This is a genomic window from Spirulina subsalsa PCC 9445 (assembly GCF_000314005.1).
In the GTDB taxonomy this organism is placed as follows: Bacteria; Cyanobacteriota; Cyanobacteriia; order Cyanobacteriales; family Spirulinaceae; genus Spirulina_A; species Spirulina_A subsalsa.
This window is the reverse complement of record NZ_JH980292.1, coordinates 1,691,725-1,712,968: the sequence shown is the minus strand read 5'-3', so window position 1 is coordinate 1,712,968 and position 21,244 is coordinate 1,691,725. Positions and strand designations below refer to the sequence as shown.

21 protein-coding genes and 1 tRNA gene are annotated in these 21,244 nt (G+C 46.7%); 4 read left to right on the top strand and 18 right to left on the bottom strand.

What is annotated here, in order from left to right:
- The first annotated feature begins 461 nt into the window (after positions 1 to 461).
- The gene (locus SPI9445_RS0108010; protein WP_100227075.1) at positions 462 to 3,191 is read left to right on the top strand and encodes a diguanylate cyclase domain-containing protein; all 2,730 of its coding nucleotides are present in this window, start codon (positions 462 to 464) and stop codon (positions 3,189 to 3,191) included.
- A 104-nt stretch (positions 3,192 to 3,295) separates the two neighbouring features.
- On the top strand, positions 3,296 to 4,372 hold the full coding sequence (locus tag SPI9445_RS27455; protein WP_017304214.1) for a porin family protein: 1,077 nt from the start codon (positions 3,296 to 3,298) through the stop codon (positions 4,370 to 4,372).
- Between the two features lie 54 nt (positions 4,373 to 4,426).
- On the opposite strand, the gene SPI9445_RS0108000 is transcribed toward SPI9445_RS27455, so the two are convergent.
- The 7 genes from SPI9445_RS0108000 to SPI9445_RS0107975 all read right to left on the bottom strand — a co-directional run bounded on the left by SPI9445_RS0108000 (position 4,427) and on the right by SPI9445_RS0107975 (position 6,604).
- A tRNA-Ala gene (locus tag SPI9445_RS0108000) sits at positions 4,427 to 4,499 on the bottom strand.
- 125 nt (positions 4,500 to 4,624) lie between these two features.
- The gene (locus tag SPI9445_RS31610) at positions 4,625 to 4,756 is read right to left on the bottom strand and encodes a hypothetical protein (protein WP_272943229.1); all 132 of its coding nucleotides are present in this window, start codon (positions 4,754 to 4,756) and stop codon (positions 4,625 to 4,627) included.
- A gap of 54 nt (positions 4,757 to 4,810) precedes the next feature.
- On the bottom strand, positions 4,811 to 5,254 hold the full coding sequence (locus SPI9445_RS0107990) for an aspartyl protease family protein (RefSeq protein ID WP_017304212.1): 444 nt from the start codon (positions 5,252 to 5,254) through the stop codon (positions 4,811 to 4,813).
- A 134-nt stretch (positions 5,255 to 5,388) separates the two neighbouring features.
- Entirely contained in the window at positions 5,389 to 5,538 is a 150-nt protein-coding gene (locus tag SPI9445_RS30410) for a hypothetical protein (RefSeq protein ID WP_164674487.1), read from the bottom strand.
- A 164-nt stretch (positions 5,539 to 5,702) separates the two neighbouring features.
- Complete coding sequence (locus tag SPI9445_RS0107985) at positions 5,703 to 5,882, bottom strand: hypothetical protein (RefSeq protein WP_017304211.1); 180 nt, start codon at positions 5,880 to 5,882, stop codon at positions 5,703 to 5,705.
- A gap of 6 nt (positions 5,883 to 5,888) precedes the next feature.
- Positions 5,889 to 6,302, bottom strand: a complete 414-nt coding sequence (locus SPI9445_RS0107980; protein WP_017304204.1) for a hypothetical protein — start codon at positions 6,300 to 6,302, stop codon at positions 5,889 to 5,891.
- A gap of 50 nt (positions 6,303 to 6,352) precedes the next feature.
- Positions 6,353 to 6,604: a hypothetical protein gene (locus tag SPI9445_RS0107975; RefSeq protein WP_017304210.1), complete on the bottom strand. Its 252-nt coding sequence runs from the start codon at positions 6,602 to 6,604 to the stop codon at positions 6,353 to 6,355.
- A gap of 1,011 nt (positions 6,605 to 7,615) precedes the next feature.
- Here SPI9445_RS0107975 and SPI9445_RS0107965 point away from each other — a divergent pair.
- Complete coding sequence (locus tag SPI9445_RS0107965) at positions 7,616 to 7,909, top strand: nucleotidyltransferase family protein (RefSeq protein ID WP_017304208.1); 294 nt, start codon at positions 7,616 to 7,618, stop codon at positions 7,907 to 7,909.
- Positions 7,906 to 8,253, top strand: a complete 348-nt coding sequence (locus tag SPI9445_RS0107960; RefSeq protein ID WP_017304207.1) for a HepT-like ribonuclease domain-containing protein — start codon at positions 7,906 to 7,908, stop codon at positions 8,251 to 8,253. Before SPI9445_RS0107965 ends, SPI9445_RS0107960 begins: the two co-directional genes overlap by 4 nt.
- A gap of 185 nt (positions 8,254 to 8,438) precedes the next feature.
- Here SPI9445_RS0107960 and SPI9445_RS29160 read toward each other — a convergent pair whose 3' ends face one another.
- The 11 genes from SPI9445_RS29160 to SPI9445_RS30400 all read right to left on the bottom strand — a co-directional run bounded on the left by SPI9445_RS29160 (position 8,439) and on the right by SPI9445_RS30400 (position 21,014).
- The gene (locus SPI9445_RS29160) at positions 8,439 to 8,621 is read right to left on the bottom strand and encodes a hypothetical protein (protein ID WP_083883507.1); all 183 of its coding nucleotides are present in this window, start codon (positions 8,619 to 8,621) and stop codon (positions 8,439 to 8,441) included.
- Between the two features lie 459 nt (positions 8,622 to 9,080).
- Positions 9,081 to 9,233, bottom strand: coding sequence for a hypothetical protein (locus SPI9445_RS30405; protein WP_164674486.1), 153 nt, complete (start codon positions 9,231 to 9,233; stop codon positions 9,081 to 9,083).
- Between the two features lie 164 nt (positions 9,234 to 9,397).
- Entirely contained in the window at positions 9,398 to 9,577 is a 180-nt protein-coding gene (locus SPI9445_RS0107950; protein ID WP_017304205.1) for a hypothetical protein, read from the bottom strand.
- 6 nt (positions 9,578 to 9,583) lie between these two features.
- Positions 9,584 to 9,997: a hypothetical protein gene (locus tag SPI9445_RS0107945; protein WP_017304204.1), complete on the bottom strand. Its 414-nt coding sequence runs from the start codon at positions 9,995 to 9,997 to the stop codon at positions 9,584 to 9,586.
- 50 nt (positions 9,998 to 10,047) lie between these two features.
- Positions 10,048 to 10,299, bottom strand: a complete 252-nt coding sequence (locus SPI9445_RS0107940) for a hypothetical protein (RefSeq protein ID WP_017304203.1) — start codon at positions 10,297 to 10,299, stop codon at positions 10,048 to 10,050.
- A 296-nt stretch (positions 10,300 to 10,595) separates the two neighbouring features.
- Positions 10,596 to 11,354: a peptidylprolyl isomerase gene (locus SPI9445_RS0107935; RefSeq protein ID WP_017304202.1), complete on the bottom strand. Its 759-nt coding sequence runs from the start codon at positions 11,352 to 11,354 to the stop codon at positions 10,596 to 10,598.
- A 99-nt stretch (positions 11,355 to 11,453) separates the two neighbouring features.
- On the bottom strand, positions 11,454 to 16,211 hold the full coding sequence (locus tag SPI9445_RS29155; protein ID WP_083883506.1) for a S8 family serine peptidase: 4,758 nt from the start codon (positions 16,209 to 16,211) through the stop codon (positions 11,454 to 11,456).
- A 110-nt stretch (positions 16,212 to 16,321) separates the two neighbouring features.
- Positions 16,322 to 17,506: a glycosyltransferase gene (locus SPI9445_RS0107925; protein WP_017304201.1), complete on the bottom strand. Its 1,185-nt coding sequence runs from the start codon at positions 17,504 to 17,506 to the stop codon at positions 16,322 to 16,324.
- 519 nt (positions 17,507 to 18,025) lie between these two features.
- Positions 18,026 to 19,789, bottom strand: coding sequence for a hypothetical protein (locus SPI9445_RS0107920; protein ID WP_017304200.1), 1,764 nt, complete (start codon positions 19,787 to 19,789; stop codon positions 18,026 to 18,028).
- A gap of 60 nt (positions 19,790 to 19,849) precedes the next feature.
- A complete protein-coding gene (locus SPI9445_RS0107915; protein WP_017304199.1) occupies positions 19,850 to 20,728 on the bottom strand; it encodes a Uma2 family endonuclease in 879 nt (292 codons plus the stop codon).
- Positions 20,729 to 20,759: 31 nt separating this feature from the next.
- Complete coding sequence (locus tag SPI9445_RS30400; RefSeq protein ID WP_017304198.1) at positions 20,760 to 21,014, bottom strand: hypothetical protein; 255 nt, start codon at positions 21,012 to 21,014, stop codon at positions 20,760 to 20,762.
- Positions 21,015 to 21,244: the final 230 nt, after the last annotated feature.

The window sequence follows — 21,244 nt, the reverse complement described above, 5'->3', positions numbered from 1 at the left end:
TAAAGAGAGTTTTTCTGTAAATGCACGAGGTAGACCTGCTTTTCAGCTTTTATCTCGTCGTTAGAGTCAAAGATGCAGGTTCTATAAAAAATGTTTATTTGTCTAATGTTTCTCTGATTCTATCCCTTGATTGTGAAAAAGATGTGACTATTGTTGACCCTTTTTTGTGTAATTTCAATGAATTTATGATGACAATAGACGGGAAGGTAAAGAATTGATGAGGCTTATCGTTTGAGTGATAAAGTGTCAGCTAAGTTCTGGCGGAAGGGAGGGTTGATTAAGAGAATTTATGGATCAGATGTCACAAGATTTTCACAAAACCCTTGTAGTTTAATTAGATATAATGTTACGGGTGTAAAATCTTTGAGAATCAAGGCAGAATCCTAAGCTTTCTAGTGTTCTCTTGATGGCAAGGTGGCACAAGTAACGGTTTACTGCATCGCCTTTTGGACTAGCTTGCTATGACATCTCACCCATTCTATTCCCAATGGTTTAATTCTTATATGATGGGTTTTGACCCCACGGCTATAGAATTGTTACCTTTATTTCGACTGTTGCCTGCATTTCAGTCTAGATCAGGTCGCGATCGCCTTTGTTCACCGTCAGTCGCTCAAAACCCATCAGAGCCTGAATTTGAGGCTCTCTCCCTTATGGAACAAACACAACTGGGGGAACAAACAGTGGTAACATTACAGGATGATTGGGCGAGTTTTTTCCGGGATCCAGTGGCTACGCTCCATTCATTTCAGGATATCTTTAATAGCATGGAGGATGGAGTTATTTTATTGAACTATACACAAAATACTGTTTTTATTAATAAAGCGGCGGTGGCTTTATTCGGATCAGAAATTAAATGTTTATTCGACCAGTCTTGCTTGCATCAGATAGTCTTAAAAGAGATTACTCTCGAAGAGCTTGAGGGTAGTATCAACTCCCCATTAGTCCGTTTTTTGCGGGGTCAGGATTTTGAGGGGGAGGAGATTGGGGTAGAAGATAATCGGACCGGAAAAAAGGTCTGGTTACGGGTTAATAGTAAGATTTTCCGGGATGCCGCAGGTCATCTACAGGGGGGGATGATGATTGGCCGGGATATTACCCACTATAAGGAGGTGGAAGAACGCTTAATTCATGATGCTTACCATGACAAGCTGACGGGGTTGGGGAATCGTAAGTTATTGTTGGAGCATTTAAACCGTGCGATCGCCTACCATAGACAAGACCAAGAATATCATTTTGCGGTGCTGTGCTTAGATATAGACCGCTTCAAGGTGATTAATGATAGTTTAGGTCATGTTATGGGTGATCACCTCCTCATGGCCATGACAAGGCGCTTAGAAACCTGTTTACGGGAGGATGATCTGATTGTGCGGTTAGGGGGGGATGAATTTGCTATCTTATTGGAAAATATCCAAGAAGTCGCTTGTGCAATGCAGGTAGCACAACGCATTCATCAAGCGTTAACCTATCCTTTTCGCTTGGCAGGAGAAGAAATTTTTACGGATATTAGTATTGGCATTGCTGTTAATACCACCCATTATAGTTATGCGGAAGAAATGGTGCGGGATGCTGATATTGCCTTAGTTCATGCTAAAAAATTAGGTCTTTCGACCTATCAGGTTTTTGAACCTAAAATGCACACCCATACGGTGGAACTCTTACAGATTGAAAATGACTTACGACGGGCGATAGAAAACCAAGAGCTTCAGGTTTATTATCAACCTATTATTAACCTTAGTAATCGGGAAATTAGTGGTTTTGAAACCCTCGTGCGGTGGCAACATCCTACACGAGGGTTTATCGATCCGGGAGATTTTATCCCCTTAGCAGAGGAAACAGGTTTAATCATTCCTATAGGACGTTTTGTTTTAGAACAAGCTTGTTCTAAAATGCAGCAATGGCATTATAGCTATCCTCAATCTAAGGATTGGGTAATCAATGTTAATGTTTCTGGAAAACAACTCTGTAAAACTGATTTTATTGCTGAATTACAAGAGATTTTAAAACAAACAAAAATTCTGCCTGAAAATCTGAAACTAGAAGTTACAGAAAGTGTTTTTTTAAATCAAGTCCCTAGAGTGATGGAAATTCTCCATGAACTTGAAGCCCTCGGAATTCAATTAGCTTTAGATGATTTCGGCACGGGTTATTCTTCCCTGAGTTATTTACATAGATTACCTTTTAAAACCTTAAAGATTGACCGTTCTTTTGTCCATGATTTAGAGTTTAATAATGATAAGTTAGGCATTCTGCGCGCTATTGTCTCCCTCGCGACTCACCTAGAAATGGATGTCGTAGCAGAAGGAATTGAAACCCCCCACCAAATGGCTCAACTTAAAGCCCTTAAGTGCGAATATGGTCAGGGTTATTTATTCTCTAAACCTCGAAATAGTGAACAAATCGAGGCATGGTTTCAAGCGGAATTTTTAAGCCAACAACACCGCAAAGGTTGCAATCTAAGGGTTGAATTAGCCGAACAAATCTCTCAGGAAGAATTAGTTTTTAAAATTGAAACATTAGCGCAAGAACTCGAAAAAATCAAACGAGAAAAAGAGGACTTAGAAATTTTATTAGAAACAACTGCCCAACACGCAGATCTATTTGAACTAGAACTGAATCGAGAAATTTTACTCTATGAAAAAAGCAAACAATCACTACAAGAAAAAAATGAACTACTCAAAGAACTGTGCCTTGTCGATTCTCTAACCCAAGTGGCAAACCGTCGTCATTTTGATCAATATATTGAGGATGTTTGGGCGCAACTCATGGCAGAACAGAGTTCGATTTCTTTTATTTTACTGGATGTTGATTACTTCAAAAATTTTAATGATTGCTATGGCCATCAAGTGGGTGATGATTGTCTGTATAATGTAGCCCAAGCGATTAGTCAACCCATGCGAAATACAACGGATTTAGTCGCCCGTTATGGGGGGGAAGAATTTGTGATTATCCTACCCCATTGTGGTCCAGAGGGAGCCCTGCGGGTGGCTGAAAGAATTCGTCAGGAGTTAAAACAACTCAATATTCCCCATGCCGCGTCTTTAGTGAGCGATCGCATTACCGTTAGTTTAGGCATTGTCACCACAACCCCCTCGCCGGATTCTAGCATTGAGAAGCTGATTGAGTCCGCCGATCAAGCCCTCTACGCCGCTAAACTCCAAGGACGCGATCGCTACATTCTCTTTTCCCAGTGATTGTCCTCCGTTTCCGATGCAGAATTCCCCCCTACAATCCCTACAATAGAAGGTGTGATAGTTGCATCTATCCTGTTGCCTTACTAGATTGCTGAGGAGTGATAGTGAATCGAAACCTAAACCGATCTGCCTATGTCTTACTGGGGTTAACTCCGTTCCTCTGGACCCTCGGAGAACTTCCCAGTTGGGGAAAAACTCAACCCAACTTAACCAATTTTCCCAACTTACCCCCCGAGAATCCCTTACCCACAGCCTCCGTCACCCTCCCCACCCCCGTAGCCCAGTGGATTAACCGTGATGTAGACCTTCATCCCTCCGCTTTGGATGCAGAGTCTCACGATACCCTCCCCCCCTCCGTGGCACAACTCCCTGAAACGTTGCCCCCTGAAATCTTGCCCTCAGAGCTCTTAGAGAAAAAAGCGGAAGCTGGACAAGAAATAGACTCCCCCGCACTCGATGAAACCCTCCCCACAGCGTCGGAGGTAGCCGATAAAATCCAGAAAACCATCAGCCTCTCTCACCCTCTTGAGGAGTCATTAGACGAGTTAGAAACGGAAGCCACCTTAGAAGAGGTTCAGACTAATTTTGAACCCCTAGAGGAGCTAGAAACGGTCACAGAGTTAACCTATCCTCATGGGGTGCATACTTCAGCCGCCCTCTTGCAAACCACAGTCCAAGAACAGAGCAGCAGTTTCAGTCCTGAAGCCCCATCTCGGGAACCCCAAAAAACCGCCCAACGGATGATTCTCCCCGGACGAGGGGTTAATACGACTTGGAACTATGTCGCTGGGGGCGTTAACGTCGGACTGGGAGGAGATACGGATTTAGGCAATTCATCCTTTGCCATTTACAGCAAAATTGCTTTACCAGGAACTCTTTCAGTCCGTCCGGGGGTGTTACTAGGGGATAGTGCTACCTTGTTACTCCCTGTCACCTATGATCTCCGCATTCCCTCCCCCGATCCCTTTCTCCCTTCCACCATTTTTCCCTATTTTGGCGGTGGGTTAACCTATACCACTCGTAACGCGGAGGGGAATAGTATTGGGCCGTTGCTCACCGGGGGAGTTGATGTCCGATTGACGGATAAGCTCGTGGTCAATGGGGGGATTAATGTGGGTTATCTGGAAAAACAGGTTCAAGTGGGTTTAATCTTAGGAATCGGTTATATTTTCATGGATTAAGCCAAGTCAAGAATCCCCACCTGTTTTGAGGTGGGGAATCGGGTATCGGGAACATGGAGAATAGGGAACTCGAATCCCTGACCTCTGCGGTGCGATCGCAGCGCTCTACCAACTGAGCTAATTCCCCTCATAAGCCCTTATTATAGCGCCAGTTGGGCAATTGGGGGTTAATTTGACGCTACCCGCTCTAAATCGCCCCCCACATTCCTTAAAAACGATTTCCTTCCCATCCCGAAATTCCCAGAGGCGTGATCACCCCTCAATTTTCTCAGGGGGAGGAGCGATCGCGTCTAGGGGGGAAAGTGCGATCGCCCCTCGATATTGCACATTACGAATAATCGTAGGGACGCAAGCGTTGCGCCCAAAACCCAAGAAAAAACGCACCACTAACCGGATTTAGGGCTGTGGTGCGTTGGGGTTTATGGGTTTGGGGTGCGATCACAAAATGGTCAAGTAGGTATCCATGGACTGTTCCGGTAAAACCCGTAACTGTTGATTTTTTAAATCCCATTCAATGCCCAATGCTTCGAGGGGAATTACTCCAAGCAAGGGATCGCGCCCGCCGGGTAATTCTAAACATTCAAATGTGCCTTCTCGACCCTCTAGGACAATGCTGGCATCGCGGAAAATTTTCGCTTTACTGAAACCATTAGCGGTGGCAACATCGACTTCTTTGAGAAGTTCTAAGCCAAGTTTGGCGATCGCATCACTCGGCAGACATAAGGTTGTCGCTCCTGTATCAACTAGGACATTATCGAGGGTGAGCGATCGGACTTCGTCTTGAGCGATGATGTTTCGTGATGCCAGAATCTGATCAGCACGGTTGATGATGGTTAGGGTGGTGATAATTTTGCCCATGGGTGTTTCGGTTGGGGTTGACATGATTTTCGTTCCTGTGACTCTACCTTGATTATGGCTAATCTTGGCGGGGAGGCACATCCGCCCCTACAGACACGCCTACGCCCGGACGATAAACGCACCTCTGCGGGGTGAGTGGGGGGGCGGTGCGTTGGGGTTTATGGGTTTGGGGTGATTAAATTGCCTGGAGTCGGGAAGAGCGATCGCACCTCAAATTCTCTCGAAGTTGGAAAGGGCGATTGCATCTCACAAAAAGCGATCGCCTCATTCCCTACAACCCAATCGCACTTGGCCAAAGATAGGCTCACAACTTTGGGTCGAATGCCTTCATATTCAAATGGGCAGATGGCTGCGATTCGTCCCGAACGCTTCGCGAACGCTCAGGTCAATCGTTTGATTCTGGTGACGCGGAATGTTTCAGACTCAATCGAGGTAATCCGTTCAGTGATGACTAAAAATACAGATTCTCTAATTAGCCAATCAATGTTTTTCTAACCCTCTCTAATTGTTTTTGTCGAATATATTCTCCTAGTTTTACATTGATTTCTTCAAGTTCTAAACTCACTTCTTGAACCTCTAAACGAGTTCTACGAAGATTTTGTAATAAGCGTTTAGATGTTTCTATTTTAGGGAGTTCAAATGAATTACTCATTGTAATTTATCTATTATATTCTTGTTGAACTTCTTGAATGCTTCTCGCTAAAGCAGGAATTCGGAGTTGTGTTCTCTCAATTGCCTTTGTCAGCAAGTCTAGCACATCTGAAGGAGCATCAGGCTGAATCTTAGCAATTTGCAACTGAAGGAGAGAAAGTTGTGAATAAGCAGATGCGGCATCTTCTCCTGCATTCTTCATTTCATCTAAAGCAGGGAGGGTGTTTTCAGTTTCTCCAAATTGTTCAAAAATCTTGAGTTCTAGAGCTAGAGATTCATCAACGATATTTAAAGCTTGTTGTTTTAATGAGTTTACAAGATTGGTTATTTCAATGGGAAGTTTTGCCATTTTGAAAGCATTAGTCTTTTTCCTTATTATACCTGTTTTAAAAACATTCCTGAAAAAGAGATCGCCTCCCATATTCCTTAGAGCAGGAAAGAGGCGATCGCCAAAACACAAGCCGAATCACCTCAAACCAATGCCTTTTCAGCGCAGAGACGTTGTTCTACTCGTTCATACTCATCCTCAAGAAGCCAAAGTTTAGCTTCTTGATAGGTTGGACTGGCAAAAATCACTTGATACTGTTTTGCCGGATCATAAATTTGGGTTTTGCCGGACTCATGACTGAGCAAAATTAAAACGTAAGGAGGGGAAGCAGTTGGGTCAATCCAGAGTTCTGTAAAGTCCCAATCTTCAGCTAGGTTTAGTGCGGGGAATGACATGATATTGATCTCCTTTGATTTCATTTTATCCCACGCTCTCTAGGTTGGCAATTTTTCAACAAGAGCGATCGCACCTCAAATTCTCTCGAAGTTGGAAAGGGTGATCGCCTTTTATTCTCTACCTTGAGCATCTGCTGCATAGAGAAACGGCTGACAGGACTTCAGCGATGAGAATGGGGTAGCGTTTGATGAAGCGGTCTTGACGATCGCGTTCATCCCTTATTTTGCCTTAATAGACATCATCATGGTTGCCAAAGTTCAGTAATAATATAATATAGCGTCTTCGGATTCTTGGGTCTTGGTAAACTCGAATAAAATCCGATAACTGTAATCAATTGAAGCTGACCAAATTCCATCAAACTCGCCAGATAGTTTGTGAGTTTTCAGCGTGGGATGAAAGGGATCGTCTGCTAGCTGTGTTAGAGTGGCTGACAATGCTATTTTCAACTGAGGGTTTTTACGAATTAATTAGGCGTTTATAGGCTCTCAAAGATTTAGGAGTCCAGGCAATTTTTCTCACTCATCTAACTCCTTTAAGAAATCTTCTACGGAGCCAAATTGAATTTTGCCTTCAGAGGCTTCTTGGCGCACGTCTTCAATTCCTTGCAGGAGGTTTTCTCTGCGTTTCCTCTGTAGTCGTTTAAGTAGAATTTCAACAATTAGGTGTTGTTCTTCAATCGATAGGGATTCTACGGTAAGGATTGAACGAAGCCGGAACCCACCCTACCGCTGCTGCTGAGAGGGATGCGATCGCCTCGGACGAAGTATGGGTTCACTCCCAATCTTTATCTAACAAAGGGGCTTGTTTGCTATGGCGAATATGAACGACATAAACCGTCTCACTCCGAATGATGAAAAGAATACGGTAGATATGAGGACGCTTGGTATCCGTAGGGAAGCTGACGAATCTCTTCAGAGAAAGCGGGCTAAAATGAAGAAGGCCGGGGTGCCGGATAAGGAGATTAAGCGCCAATTCGCCAAGATGAGTGTTAATTTCGAGGGGACAATTAGATGACGTTGTTAGAACTCTTGCAGGAAAAACGGGAACAGGTTTTAGCTGTTGCTGCCAAGCATGGGGCATCTAATGTGCGGGTGTTTGGCTCAGTGGTGCGGGGGGAAGACACCCCAGAGAGCGATATCGATTTTTTGATTGACTATGACCCGGAAAAGGTGACGCCCTGGTTTCCGGGGGGGTTACTGATGGATTTACAGGACCTGCTGGGGCGAAGGGTGGATATCTTGACGGAACGGGGCATCAGTCCGCTGATTCGAGAACGGGTCTTGGCGGAGGCCAAGCCTCTATGACAGTCCATGATGACCGGGTTTACCTGACATATATTTTGGACTGTGTGGATCGGATTCGGGACTATACGCACAACGGCAAAGCGGTATTTATGGAGAGTCTTTTGGTTCAGGACGCGGTATTGCGTCGCTTACAGACGATGGCGGAATCGACTCAGCGGTTATCGGATGGTCTGAAGGCGCAAGCCCCAGAAGTGGACTGGCGGGCGCTGTCTGGTTTTCGGAATGTGCTGGTGCATGATTACTTGGGCGGTATTGACCTAGAGCAGGTGTGGGATGCGGTGGTGTTGTACCTACCGGGGTTGGAAGCTGCGGTGCGCAAGCTAATTGAGGACGGGGAGTCATGAGGACGAAACTGGGGGTCGAGACACCCCAAAAACCGCAGGCCCATAATCTGGCAAGGGTCGCCAATTTGTTCTGGTATTTGTCGTCTGGTTCCCGAATCGGTGCGTTCCGGCTCCCTTAATCTTGTTGCCAAAATTCAAGAATTGAACCAAGCCGGAACACACCCTACCGCTTGAGTCTCAGTTTCTTAAGCTCCATCGCCACCGCCAGTCATCGCATAAACGAGTCTCTGGCGATATTCGTGGCGGATGGGTTTTTGGCGATCGCGAAGCGTCTCGGAACGAGAATCGAGGTCGAGGTAGTCTTGGGGAGAGATGGAGTGGGGAATGGCGATTATGGTGGAACATTGTAGAACCTTGTCGGGGCGCAAAATATCTCGTCCCTACTTGATATCATAACCTCGTTACGGTAGGGTGCGTTGCGGCTCAAACCCATGTATAACCAGGGGGACAATCTACAAGTAGGGGCGAAAAATCCCCTCCTGGGAGGGGTAGGGGTGGGTTATGCCCCTACGACTGGCAAAATCCCATGATTGAACGAAGCCGGAACGCACCCTACCGCTAATGAGACGTGAACTCTAGGCTATTGTCCTATTCCGATTCCAGGCGAGCCTTTTTTGCACGACTCAGATAGGTTGGCTATCAGGTTGACTTTTCAGGGACTGTTTCACAATCCGTCGCGGTATAGTCTCCTGGCGGCAAATCCGGAAATTGAGCATCTGCCCAACGCCAGTTAACGGGTTTCTGGCTGATTAGGGTTTCATATTTGCACCCCCGCCCGGATGAAAAATGCACCACTGCCGGGATTTGGGGCTGTGGTGCGTTGGGGTTTATGGGTTTGGGGTGATTAAATTGCTTGGAGTCGGGAAGAGCGATCGCACCTCAAATTCTCTCGAAGTTGGAAAGGGCGATTGCATCTCACAAAAAGCGATCGCCCCCACATTCCCTACAACCCAATCGCACTTGGCCAAAGATAGGCTCACAACTTTGGGTCGAATGCCTTCATATTCAAATGGGCAGATGGCTGCGATTCGTCCCGAACGCTTCGCGAACGCTCAGGTCAATCGTTTGATTCTGGTGACGCGGAATGTTTCAGACTCAATCGAGGTAATCCGTTCAGTGATGACTAAAAATACAGATTCTCTAATTAGCCAATCAATTTTTTCCTAACCCTCTCTAATTGTTTTTGTCGAATATATTCTCCTAGTTTTACATTGATTTCTTCAAGTTCTAAACTCACTTCTTGAACCTCTAAACGAGTTCTACGAAGATTTTGTAATAAGCGTTTAGATGTTTCTGTTTTAGGGAGTTCAAATGAATTACTCATTGTAATTTATCTATTATATTCTTGTTGAACTTCTTGAATGCTTCTCGCTAAAGCAGGAATTCGGAGTTGTGTTCTCTCAATTGCCTTTGTCAGCAAGTCTAGCACATCTGAAGGAGCATCAGGCTGAATCTTAGCAATTTGCAACTGAAGGAGAGAAAGTTGTGAATAAGCAGATGCGGCATCTTCTCCTGCATTCTTCATTTCATCTAAAGCAGGGAGGGTGTTTTCAGTTTCTCCAAATTGTTCAAAAATCTTGAGTTCTAGAGCTAGAGATTCATCAACGATATTTAAAGCTTGTTGTTTTAATGAGTTTACAAGATTGGTTATTTCAATGGGAAGTTTTGCCATTTTGAAAGCATTAGTCTTTTTCCTTATTATACCTGTTTTAAAAACATTCCTGAAAAAGAGATCGCCTCCCATATTCCTTAGAGCAGGAAAGAGGCGATCGCCAAAACACAAGCCGAATCACCTCAAACCAATGCCTTTTCAGCGCAGAGACGTTGTTCTACTCGTTCATACTCATCCTCAAGAAGCCAAAGTTTAGCCTCTTGATAGGTTGGACTAGCAAAAATCACTTGATACTGTTGGGCCGGATCATAAATTTGGGTTTTGCCGGACTCATGACTGAGCAAAATTAAAACATAGGGAGGGGAAGCAGTCGGGTCAATCCAGAGTTCTGTAAAGTCCCAATCTTCAGCTAGGTTTAGTGCGGGGAATGACATGATATTGATCTCCTTTGATTTATGCCACTCATGAGGCAATAACTGAGATTGTGGTCTTCATTTTATCCCACGCTCTCTAGGTTGGCAATTTTTCAACAAGAGCGATCACCCCCCTTGTCTCGAAGTTGGAAAGGGCGATCGCATCTCACAAAAAGCGATCGCCCCCAATATTGCCTTAACTTGGAAGGGGCGATTTCACTCTGGGGAATGGTTAGGTGAGTGGCTTGGAAAATTCAGAAACTAGGTTTCTGTTGTTAGGGGACGCAAAGGGGGTTCAAGTTTCCCCAAAAAGCCCATCACTCAATGTGCATTTTGATAGTCATATTTTGTGCTTTTTCTTGTAGCCATTGATCAAATAGTTCCTCTTGCAACTCTTGCTTGAGTGAACCTTCTAATGAGGCTGGAAAAAATTCTTCAACGCGAAGTAAGACATAATGATTATCGACTTGCAATGGCCCAATTATCTGACCAGAAATAGCAGTAGCAACAAATTCTCGAATTTCTTCTGGAATTTGGCTGAGATGCAGTATGTCCATCTTGCCGCCTGAGAAACGATCTTCGGTAATGGAATGCTCCCGTGCTAATAATTCAAACTGGTTGCTGTCTTCTAGAATTTGGTTTCTCAAACTTAGGGCAAATTTTTCTTCGACAACGACGATTCGGGATAGAGCCACCTTTTGAAACAATGCTTGATTGGCACTAAAGTGTTCATCGATTTTATGTCCTGTCACCTTTGCTTTGAGTTTTTGAATTTTTAATCTAGCAGTAATTTGATGGCGAAATTCTGCATAGCTTATTCCTTGAGTGATGAGCCATTCTTGAAAAAGGTTTGGATCGTTGAGTTGATTTTCAAAGCGAAAATCAATGACTGCTTGTTCTATAATGTTAGGATCAATTTCTAGATCGTCGTGGGTTTGCAGCTCTGTTTCTAAAATGTGCTGGCGGATGATTTTCAGAAGGAAGGGCTGGAGATCGCCGGTAGCACGAAGGTAGGCAAGGGCTTGGGCAACTGAAATTGGTTGGTTATCTATACTCAAAAAAGGGGTAATTTCCATTTTACGTTCTGTGAGATTCTGGTACTAGATATTGTAAATCATCGACTGCTTAAGGTTCAGGTCATATTTCCATCAGTAGAAATATGACCTGATAATCAGCTAGATCCACCGTGCACTATCTGATCCTGAAATATATGAAAGACCATTATATTTCCAGATACCACCTTCTTTTTTCGCATTGATTACTGCTTCATGTTTGTTCCGCCCCAAGCTATTTTTATAAGACACTCCATTGTTAGCTATAGAGTTTTCTTTATAACCCTGTAAGCTGTAAATTCCACGATTGAGCATACTTGTGAAGACTTGAACGACACCATTGTGAGCTTTTTCTCCAAACGTATCATTCCCAAGGTCTTTGTAGCGAATAATGAATGAATTATCGGCAGTAGCAGCTCGATCATTATCTCCCAGCCACCCAACTTCTTCATCAGAAGCCACAAAAGCAACTGAATTCCATGCGACATCACTGAAATCTTTTACTTTTTCGCCATCTCCTGTCGTTGCAGATGTGTTGCCATTGAGATCATAAGTATCCCCTCCACCACGTATTCCTGCTGCTGCTGGATCCAGTGCAACAATACTGTTCACTTTACCGAATAACCGCCCAATTTCAGCACCGACATAAGAGCCAAGACTATGACCAAAGATGTTAATGTGCTTAGCTTCTAGTCCAATTGCAGCTAATGTATTTTTTGCCCATGTTGCGACAGGGTTAATAGCACCAGCTGATTTATGGGGAGCAATCTCGCCTTGGAGCTTACCATTGCTCGCCGCTCCTTTCCAATCTAGAACTAGAACTTGATGATTTGGATAAGCTTTAACAGCAGCGTGTGCCAATGAAATGATGTCGCTATCACTGTCTAATGCTCCACCGTTTGGATTATTTCCATGAATTACAACAATGGTATCTTTACCAGCTTCAATGCCTTTAGTTCCTGAACCTTGCATAATTCGACCATTGGAAAGAACATCACCAGAAGATGGTGGTGGCGATGTAAACCGCCAGAGCGTTGCACCCTTGTTATAATACTTGTCGCCGTTAGTAATTGGTCCAGCAAGGTTGACCACTCGCAAGTTGTAGTTTGTTTTAGCTGAACCATGAGGAGTAACACGCACATAGTAATCACCAAATGATAAGTACTGTGTAATTGCTTCTACCGTTGTCCCACTACGACGACCACTGGCAATAACTTGTCCACTACTATTCAACAACTCAATGTCTGCATCACCGGATAAACCATCTAAACCGATATTGATGCGACCAGAACTATTTACGTGAAACTTGTAGTAGTCATTTAGATCGCGACCGTGACTTTCCATGTAGCCAATCTTTCCTTCCAGGACTACATATCCTTTAGACATATCTAAATTTTGTGCAGTACCACGTGTTCCATTCGGATCAGAACTTTTTGAACTATTACCTACAACCTCTCCCCCAATCGAAACACTACCAGCAGCTCCGCTACCAGTCGAGCCAGAACTTGGCGGATTACCCCAAATCCAGCAACTTGGAACCCATTGATTGGTTCCCTTAATCTTGAACCAGCGGTTATCGGCTTGTCCCGTCCACATATCAGTGCCAGTTTCACCATAAGTCCAGGCATCAAATTCTAAACGTTTGCCATTTGGTTCATTGCGAGAACTGCGATCATCAAACCGAGGACTATTCCGAACATTCACACCAATAGACGGCCCAACAGTACCACTGAAATTCACCCAGTTAATACTGCTCGTCGTTCCAGGCGTAGAATTAGGAGGTGGTGTAACAGGTTTACCCGTTCCCGTCTGATAACTCACAGGTAGGTAGACAGACTGACCCACTTGCAAATTACGCGCCTCAGCTTCCGTAAAAGTACTACCATTGGCCTTCTTAATCTCCCGCCAGCGATTGCCATCACCTAACTCTCGTTGGGCAATTCCCCAAAGAGTATCCCCAGACTTGACAATATACTGCCGTGTTTGTCCAGGTGTTGCTGGAGGTGAGTAAGAAGTATTCGTGTTGGGGCTAACACTACCCTTAACAGTCCCCTTATACCGGAAGTAGGTAGGCGTAATGTTACCAAACCCTGTAGTAACACTCATATCCTTACCATTCGTTGCACCCGCTTGAGCAATCCGGACATTTGAGCCAGACCCGCCAGGGATAACAACAGCAACATGACCTACAGAACAAGCAAGGACAACCTGTCCATTGTTCGCACTACTGACGGCTTCCGATGCACTCACTCGTTCCCACATCCCATCCCCGCCACGGTTCATGAAATTTAATAACTGGTCAGTTCCGTAAGGCTTATATGGGGTATTCGTTCCATAGATAGGGTGAGGTTTCGTGTAAGCACCAGCACTAGGGCCATTGCGCGGAATGGGAACCCCTAACTGATCAAGAACATCAGCCGCAAACCAATTGCAGAACGTTTCGTTGATGCGATCGCCCGTAATGTCGCGGGGTCGATAGTACCATTGATCGGGATTAACTTTATTGACCGCATTAATAATATTATTCCCATTACTGGGTGATGGCTGGGGCTGAGGCTGCGGTTGAGGAGTCGGTGTTGTTTTAGGTGCTAATACTGGCGGACGACTGCCAGGAAAACCATAGATATAGGCACTAGGAACCCAATAATTCGTTCCTGATACCCGATACCACAACTCATCAGGAGTTCCTAACTGATAATCTGTCACTCGCTCCCCATAAGTCCAGGCATCAAACGAGAGAGTTTTTTGGTACGGTTCAGCCAAACCGCTACGGTCTTCATGGCGGGTACTATTCCGCAAAGCAACACCGATTGTTGGCATCACCCAGCCGCTAAAGTTTTCTCGCACAATTGGATGATTGACAGCCCGTTCCCCAGGCGTAAAGACCCCTTCACCACTCCAAGTATCAGGAATAATAGTGGCCAATACGTCATAATCTTGAGGCTTTGTCGCTTTCGCCAACTGCACCGCCGCCATCATATTCACCAAACCCGCACCTGTGGCTAAATCAAACCCCGTCTCACCCAAATCCGTCGCCGTCTGCTTCAAAATCTCAATCACCTGACGGTAACTTAACCCCGGATTCGCTGCCCAAACCTGAGACACCGCCCCCGTTACCTTCGCTGTTGCCACAGAAGTTCCGGCCATCGTTCCCATCCCATCCCCACTCAGGGAAAAAGCGGGATTCTCTTCCGTTCCACCATAGGTCATCAAATCCAAGCCACGGCCATAACTCGAATAATCCGCCCGGTCTGCACCCTGCCACGGGGAAGCCGTCGGGTCAAACTGTTGAGCCGCCCCAACGGTGATGATATTATCAAACTCCTGAGACGCTTGACCCAAAGCCGACATCACACCGCCATCATTCCCGGCCGCCACCACCAGCAACACATTGTTCTGGCGTGCATATTCAATGGCCGCTCGTTCCATTGGTGTAAACTCATAACGAGTCGTCACATTGCCCTCAGCATCAATCTGAGTTAAATCTAAACTCAAATTCACCACCGCATTGGGTTGACCCGACTCCACCGCTGCATCGACAAATTCCACCAAAGAATCTGCCCAACGACCCGAACCTACTGCACGACCTAACCAAATCGGTGCATCGGGATTAATGCCATCAATGCCAATCCCATTATCTCGTTGGGCAGCAATAATCCCCAAGACATGGGTTCCGTGTTCATTGCCTTCCCCAGCACTCAACAAGGGATTATCATCCCCATCAATCCAATCTCGTCCTAACATGATGTTGGAATAGTCCAAATCGGGATTATCTGCACTAAATCCCGTGTCAATAATCCCGATGAGGGGTTGATATTCCCGTGAGAAACTAAACCCAATATCTTCAACGCCCACTTCCTCCACGTAACGGGTGGCATAACTAATCAAAGCCTGACCTAAATCACTCTCCCGCCAATCTATGGCCGGGTCGATTAAGTCGGTCATTAGGGGTGCTTCACCTGTTGCGCCGCGCACTTGGAAGATTAAGTCGTTGTAGTCCCCGTCATACCAAGCATGACCAAACTGGACATCTTCCATGACAAAGGTACTGCCATCCCCTGTCACATCGGCAATCTGCCCGAAGTTGAACATATCATCAGGATTAGCGGTTCCCAAGGAGAAAATGGGGGCTTTTGTCCCAGTAATATTGGGGTTATTTAAAACCTCTTGTATGCGCCCATTGGGGGTTAACATAAAGGCGAATTCATCCCCCGGCCGCATGGAGAAGGATTTCACGCCTAAATAGTCCCCAGAGTTCCAGTTGTTATTTTCTCCAAGGTTGCCTAGGCCTTCAAATTTTGCCCCTTCGAGTCGGTCTTGAATGACGATGTGACCGAATTCAGAGTTAGAGAGGGCGCGTCGTGCAGCTTCGGCAATGAAGGCCTCGGAACCGGGTTCAAAGTCTTCCATGCCTTCTAAGCTGAAGATGGCCAGTTCAAATTGATATTTGCCGCCGTCAAAGAGGTAGTCGATTTCGACTTGTCCGGTGTCGCCGACGGTGAAGACTCCAGCGTTAAAGGGAGATTGGGGTTCTAATTCAATGTAGGGTATGATTTCGAGTTCGTCTTCAATTTCAAAATGGTCGTCCGGCAGGACGGATTCTAGGTCGGTTTCGCTGTCGTGGAATTGCTCAATTTCTTCGAGGCTGGGGGATTCGAGTTCGGATTCTGGAAGGTCGAGGGGGTCAAAGTCGGAGGGGTCAATGGTGATGGGTTCAATCCAGCCAGGATCTGGACTGTCGTCTCCGGCATCAATGAGGCCGCTGGGGGTGAGGATGGGTTCGAGGATGAAGGCCTGAAAGTAGGTGGTTTGTTCTTCCTGTTCGGGGGATTGGGATTTTTTGGTGCCGAAGAGGTTAAAGAAGAGTTGTCCGATAAACATGGTAGATTCCTGTGACTAATGAACGGTGTTGAATTGTTGGGTTCTAGAAGGTTCTCTGGGGAAAGGAGAGAATTTGATGTAGATGGTTTAGGGGTTTTCAGTGGGTCTGTTTAAAGCAGGGACTGGATGGGTAGGATGGGGGGGAAATATTGGGGGCATAAGGTGCTGTGGGTGAGTTGGCTGAGGGTTTGTTTGAATTGACCTAGACCGAAGGTTTGGATGACGGTTTGGCGGAGGGTTTGGGGTTGGAAAAGTCGGGGGTTGGGGTGGGTTTGAGTGAGGAGTTGTCGGAGGTTGTGGGTGATTTCTGGGAGGTTGTCGGGGTCGATTAAGCAGCCGATTTTGCCGCGCAGGAGGGGGTCAATGGATCCGTCTTGATTCCCGGCGAGGACGGGTTTCCCGCAGGCTAAGGCTTCTAGGTAAACGATGCCGAATCCTTCGCCTTTGCTGGGCATGGCGAAGACATCACAGAGGTTGTAATGGTCGCAGAGTTCATGGTCGGGGATGAATCCGGTTAGGGTGACGGCTTCTTGGAGGTTGAGGTGTTCAATTAGGGCTTGAATGCGGGGGGTGTCGTCTCCTTTGCCGATGAGGATATAGTGGAGGTTGGGGATGGTTTGGCGCAGGGTGACGAGGGATTTTAGGATTTGGTCGTAGCCTTTGTAGGTGGCGGTTTTGCCGAGACGGGTGACGGTGAGGAGGATGGGCTGGTTTGGGTTGAGGTGATAGCGTTTTAAGAGATATTCGGGTTTGGGGGCGGGTTGGAATTGTTGGGGGTTGAATGTGTTGGGGAGGACGCTGATTTGTTGGGGGGTGAGGGGTTGTTCGGCGAGGAGGCGATCGCGTGTATATTCACTCACAGCTATTACGCGGTCGGCGTTTTGGAGGGCTTTCACTCGCCAAGGATGCTCTAAGTTCCAACCTTCTAGACCATGGACGATGATCCAGTAGGGAATTCCGGCGAGACGTTTGAGGGCGTAACAGGTCAGGCCATAGTTGAGGTGGGTGGCGATCGCTAAATCCGGAGTTTTTTCCAAACCGGAGAGGATGGGTTGTGCGGCCAGGAGGAGGGTTTGCAGGGAACGGGGAAATACCCCGAACCCGTGAAAGCGGGTGTTACTCGGGGGTGCAGGGCATTGATGGGGTTGATCGTATTTGAGGAATACCTCAAAGCTGCCTTGAGGATAAAGCGATCGCAGGCTATCCAGTAAAAATTGTGAATAAACTTGAATCCCCCCTTTAAACCCGAAGAGGTTGGGACAAAGTAGCAAAAAATGAGGGTGAGAAAGTAACATACAGGAAATGGTCTAATCTTTAGTTCTGGCGACCATTTTACAACAGCTAAATAGCGGAAAAGTTCATGAAAAGTTCACCTCTTTTCCGGAGTTCATTTAAAGTTCATTTTGCTAGGTTTCACTCTTGACAAGCGCTAAACGCCTTAACTTCATCAAATCTTGTTGAAAAATTACGCAGGGAATGTAAGTAATTTCTCCGATGGTTTATCCCCACTTATTCTGAAGAGAAAAATCCGATCGGGAATTGCAGAGTTAACCCATTTATAGCGGGTCTATCTGGGTTGTGAATCTCTTTTGGAGGAAGAATGCAGGAGTTCAGAAATTCAGAAGTCAGTAGGGGACGAGCTTTGAGCCTCTAATTCAAAAATCTAGGGTTATGTAATCGCATTTCATAATTGATTGAGGCTTGCTATAGCAGGAGAAAAATTGGCTCTTGAATGCGTTAGTGAGCCAAAAGAAACCCGGTTTCTGGTAGGACGTGCCAAGAAACCGGGTTCAGGTGGGGCCATTTAGCCCAATTTAGTGGGAGTGGCGACGAATCGCGACACCGTGGAGATCACTGTGTTCGCTGCCTTGATAGTCGTGACCCCCGGCAATTGAGGAAAGCGCGCTATCCGTTACATTGGAACTGCGCAGGACAGACACTAAGCGACCGGATGCGCCATTTTCCGTGAGTTCAACCACACCCACCCCCGGACAACTGCCTTGGGATGAGTGACCGACAGAAACCGGAAGCGGCCCCCGGAACGCGACAAAGAGATACTTTCCATCAGGACTCGGTTCCATTAAATCCGGAGCCGGGTCGTTGGTGGGTAAGTTGGAATCGTCGGTGATGGAAGCGGCCGCACAGGCTCCTAAACCCTTACCGTGACCATCGGCGGAGGTGAGATCATAGTCTGTCCGGTCTAAGGTTTGGGTGTTAAACACTTGAATCCGGTTCTGAATCCGGTCGGTATTGTGGAGATAAGCTCCGGAAACGGTGGCGGCCATGCCGTGATTATCATGGCGGGTGGTGGTGCCGGGTAACTGTCCGGTGGTGTTAGCGGCCTCTCCCCCAATATGACCGTTGGTGGTGGTGTTGGTGGGGTCTTTATACACTACGACGGGGGCGGGAGTATTGGGGGGATTGGGACGATTACTAAACGCCCGGTCATCAAGGTTATATAGGCTAAAGGTGGATTGGGTGGCTCCGGCATCGGAGGCGGACACCCCAGCATTTAACCAGATGGTGCCGTCTACTTCCACTCCCCCACAGCCTGCACCGTTAACAACTTCGTTGCTATATTCCCCAATAATGCTCATCGGGGTGGTTTTGGTATCAGCGACTAACAGACCCCCGGCGGCGAGGGTGATGTAGGTATGATCTAAGCTGGAAACAATGGGGCAAATGATCAGATTATTGGGTCGTCCCCCTTGGCTGGCGTTATTTTCGGCGGTGCAACCATTTTCTTTACATTGACCACTGGGGGTTAAATCGGCTAGGGCGGTGGGGTTATAGTTGCCTAGGACTTTACCCACTAGGTCATGATTGTGAGCGTTTTTGCCTCGATAAACTTTGGCGGAGTCAACAACTTCCATCCCTTTGCCCACGCCTAATGAGGCGGTTTTATTGTATATAGCATTAATAATTTTACCGTCCTGATTGCGGACAATATCAATGCGTTCTAATAATTTCCCGTTTAAATTGGCGAGTAATAGGGCGCTGCCGTCGGAGTTCCAGAAGGACATATGGACGGAACGTTCAGGGCCGCTGGCGTTGGTGGCTGTGACGCGGAATAGAGCGATCGCCTCTTTGGTTTCTCCGTCCATAATACCCACATATCCACCCCCCGGTGTGAATAAGTTCACGTTGAGATATTTGTTTTGGGGGTCGGTTAACATTCCGTGTAAACGCCCAAATCCCGGGAGGTCGCCTAGGGTTTTCCCTGTGGGGCGGTTTTGGTCGTATTCCGCCAAGTTGGGGGGAAAAACGACATTCACATCACAAGGCCCGTCTCCGGGGCGATTTTGACCATCACAGCCTAAAGGTTGGGCGGTGACTCCGGATGTGATTTGCTGTTCTACGTCTTGACTGTCCCAAATCCAAATCAGACCTCCTTGGACTCCGAGACTTTCCACACCGGGGACGGAGTTAGATTGATCAGATCCCCAGATTTCGTAATGATTCTCATGGGGGGCGAGGGCTTGGGAAATGGTAACTTGAGAGATAACAAACAGAGTAGTTGCGATCGCCATTAACACCAAATTAATCGGCTTTCGCAACCATTTCAAGGGATTGCTCATGAGTTTTTTCGTGTGAGTGCTTTAGATCACTGTACCGGAAAATGTACTCCTAATTCACTCTCACTGATCCTCAATTTCTACCCCCAAAGCGCGTAACTGTTCCGCTAAACGGGCAGCGCGTTCTTCTGCGGCCTGGGCGCGTTCCCGTTCCCGTTGAGCCTGTTCCCGTTCCCGTTGAGCCTGTTCCCGTTCTCGTTGAGCCTGTTCCCGTTCTCGTTGAGCCTGTTCCCGTTCCCGTTCGGCTTCCTGTTGGGCGGCCTGGGCTTCCTGTTGGGCGGCCTCCTCGGGCAATAAAACTAGATTCCCCTGGGCATCATAAAAGCGTAACCAAGGGGCTGTATTCCGCATGACTGAACCTTCCCAGACTCCGACCCAAAATTCCAACGCATCAGACCATAACCAGCCCTGTTCATTGGCAACAAGGGGTTGATATTGCAATGTGTTATCTAATTGCCAACCTTGTAAAGAATTGGCATCAAAGGGATTATAAACAAAATAGTTGCGTGTGCGGAATACTCGCTCATAGAGGTCTTTTTTCTCCCCTAAATCCACTTGATAAGTGGAAGGAGACATTAACTCAATAATCACATCGGGATAGCGTCCATTTTCATCCCAGACGACCCAGCCCTCCCTGGAATAACTGCCGTCGATATCCAGTACAGCAAAAAAATCTGGGCCTCTAAAATCTCGGTTGCGCGCTTGCTCCCGACTGTAGTAGACAAACATATTGCCGCCTGTAAAATAATCCTCTCGCTCTCGCCAAGCTTGTTGTAAGGAGAAGATCAGGACGTTCATGGCTATGCGGTGACGATTGCTTTCCAAGGGTTCTCCGTCATCAAAAATTAGGTCATCTGGGGGCATCTCAGGCTCCCAAATGTCGGGTTCCCAAGGTGTCTCGTAGGTTGTTTGTACGGGTTGAGTGGTGCTTTCTGTGGACATTTTTCCCCCATAATTGGGTGTTCACTGTACACTATTGTAGCAAAAAATGGTAAATATGTGCTAGTTGGTGCGTGCTGAATAACTCTACTCGTGGGGCTAGGGAACAGGGAACGGGGAACAGGGAACAGGGGGGGAGAGGGGGAGCAGGGGAGCAGGGGAGAGGGGGAGAGGGGGAGAATTGATAATTATTCCCGACTCCCGATTCCCGATTCCCGATTCCCGACTCCCTAGGGCGCAAGCATTGCGCCCCTACACCGATTCCCGACTCCCGATTTCCAATCCCCAATCCCCGTTCCCTGTTCCCTGTTCCCTATTCCCCGACTTTGAACCTCCCATCGCTGAAAGCGAGGGATTCCCATATAGACTCTTATCTAGACCGAAGTCCCCGACAGAACGCCATTACTGGGTTGTTTGACCACGGGCGCACCGACCGCAGTTAATCCACGCTGTTTTACTACCGACTCCATCACAGAGTTGATGGGCTAACTTGAAATGGTAATCCTTTCTTGTGTTGGC

What these genes read in the sequence shown, in the direction of transcription:
- SPI9445_RS0108010 (WP_100227075.1), top strand. Translation starts at nt 462, where the DNA reads ATGACATCTCACCCATTCTATTCCCAATGGTTTAATTCTTATATGATG.
- SPI9445_RS0107990 (WP_017304212.1), bottom strand. Translation starts at nt 5,254, where the DNA reads ATGTCAACCCCAACCGAAACACCCATGGGCAAAATTATCACCACCCTA.
- SPI9445_RS0107985 (WP_017304211.1), bottom strand. Translation starts at nt 5,882, where the DNA reads ATGAGTAATTCATTTGAACTCCCTAAAATAGAAACATCTAAACGCTTA.
- SPI9445_RS0107980 (WP_017304204.1), bottom strand. Translation starts at nt 6,302, where the DNA reads ATGGGAGGCGATCTCTTTTTCAGGAATGTTTTTAAAACAGGTATAATA.
- SPI9445_RS0107975 (WP_017304210.1), bottom strand. Translation starts at nt 6,604, where the DNA reads ATGTCATTCCCCGCACTAAACCTAGCTGAAGATTGGGACTTTACAGAA.
- SPI9445_RS0107965 (WP_017304208.1), top strand. Translation starts at nt 7,616, where the DNA reads ATGACGTTGTTAGAACTCTTGCAGGAAAAACGGGAACAGGTTTTAGCT.
- SPI9445_RS0107960 (WP_017304207.1), top strand. Translation starts at nt 7,906, where the DNA reads ATGACAGTCCATGATGACCGGGTTTACCTGACATATATTTTGGACTGT.
- SPI9445_RS0107950 (WP_017304205.1), bottom strand. Translation starts at nt 9,577, where the DNA reads ATGAGTAATTCATTTGAACTCCCTAAAACAGAAACATCTAAACGCTTA.
- SPI9445_RS0107945 (WP_017304204.1), bottom strand. Translation starts at nt 9,997, where the DNA reads ATGGGAGGCGATCTCTTTTTCAGGAATGTTTTTAAAACAGGTATAATA.
- SPI9445_RS0107940 (WP_017304203.1), bottom strand. Translation starts at nt 10,299, where the DNA reads ATGTCATTCCCCGCACTAAACCTAGCTGAAGATTGGGACTTTACAGAA.
- SPI9445_RS0107935 (WP_017304202.1), bottom strand. Translation starts at nt 11,354, where the DNA reads ATGGAAATTACCCCTTTTTTGAGTATAGATAACCAACCAATTTCAGTT.
- SPI9445_RS29155 (WP_083883506.1), bottom strand. Translation starts at nt 16,211, where the DNA reads ATGTTTATCGGACAACTCTTCTTTAACCTCTTCGGCACCAAAAAATCC.
- SPI9445_RS0107925 (WP_017304201.1), bottom strand. Translation starts at nt 17,506, where the DNA reads ATGTTACTTTCTCACCCTCATTTTTTGCTACTTTGTCCCAACCTCTTC.
- SPI9445_RS0107920 (WP_017304200.1), bottom strand. Translation starts at nt 19,789, where the DNA reads ATGAGCAATCCCTTGAAATGGTTGCGAAAGCCGATTAATTTGGTGTTA.
- SPI9445_RS0107915 (WP_017304199.1), bottom strand. Translation starts at nt 20,728, where the DNA reads ATGTCCACAGAAAGCACCACTCAACCCGTACAAACAACCTACGAGACA.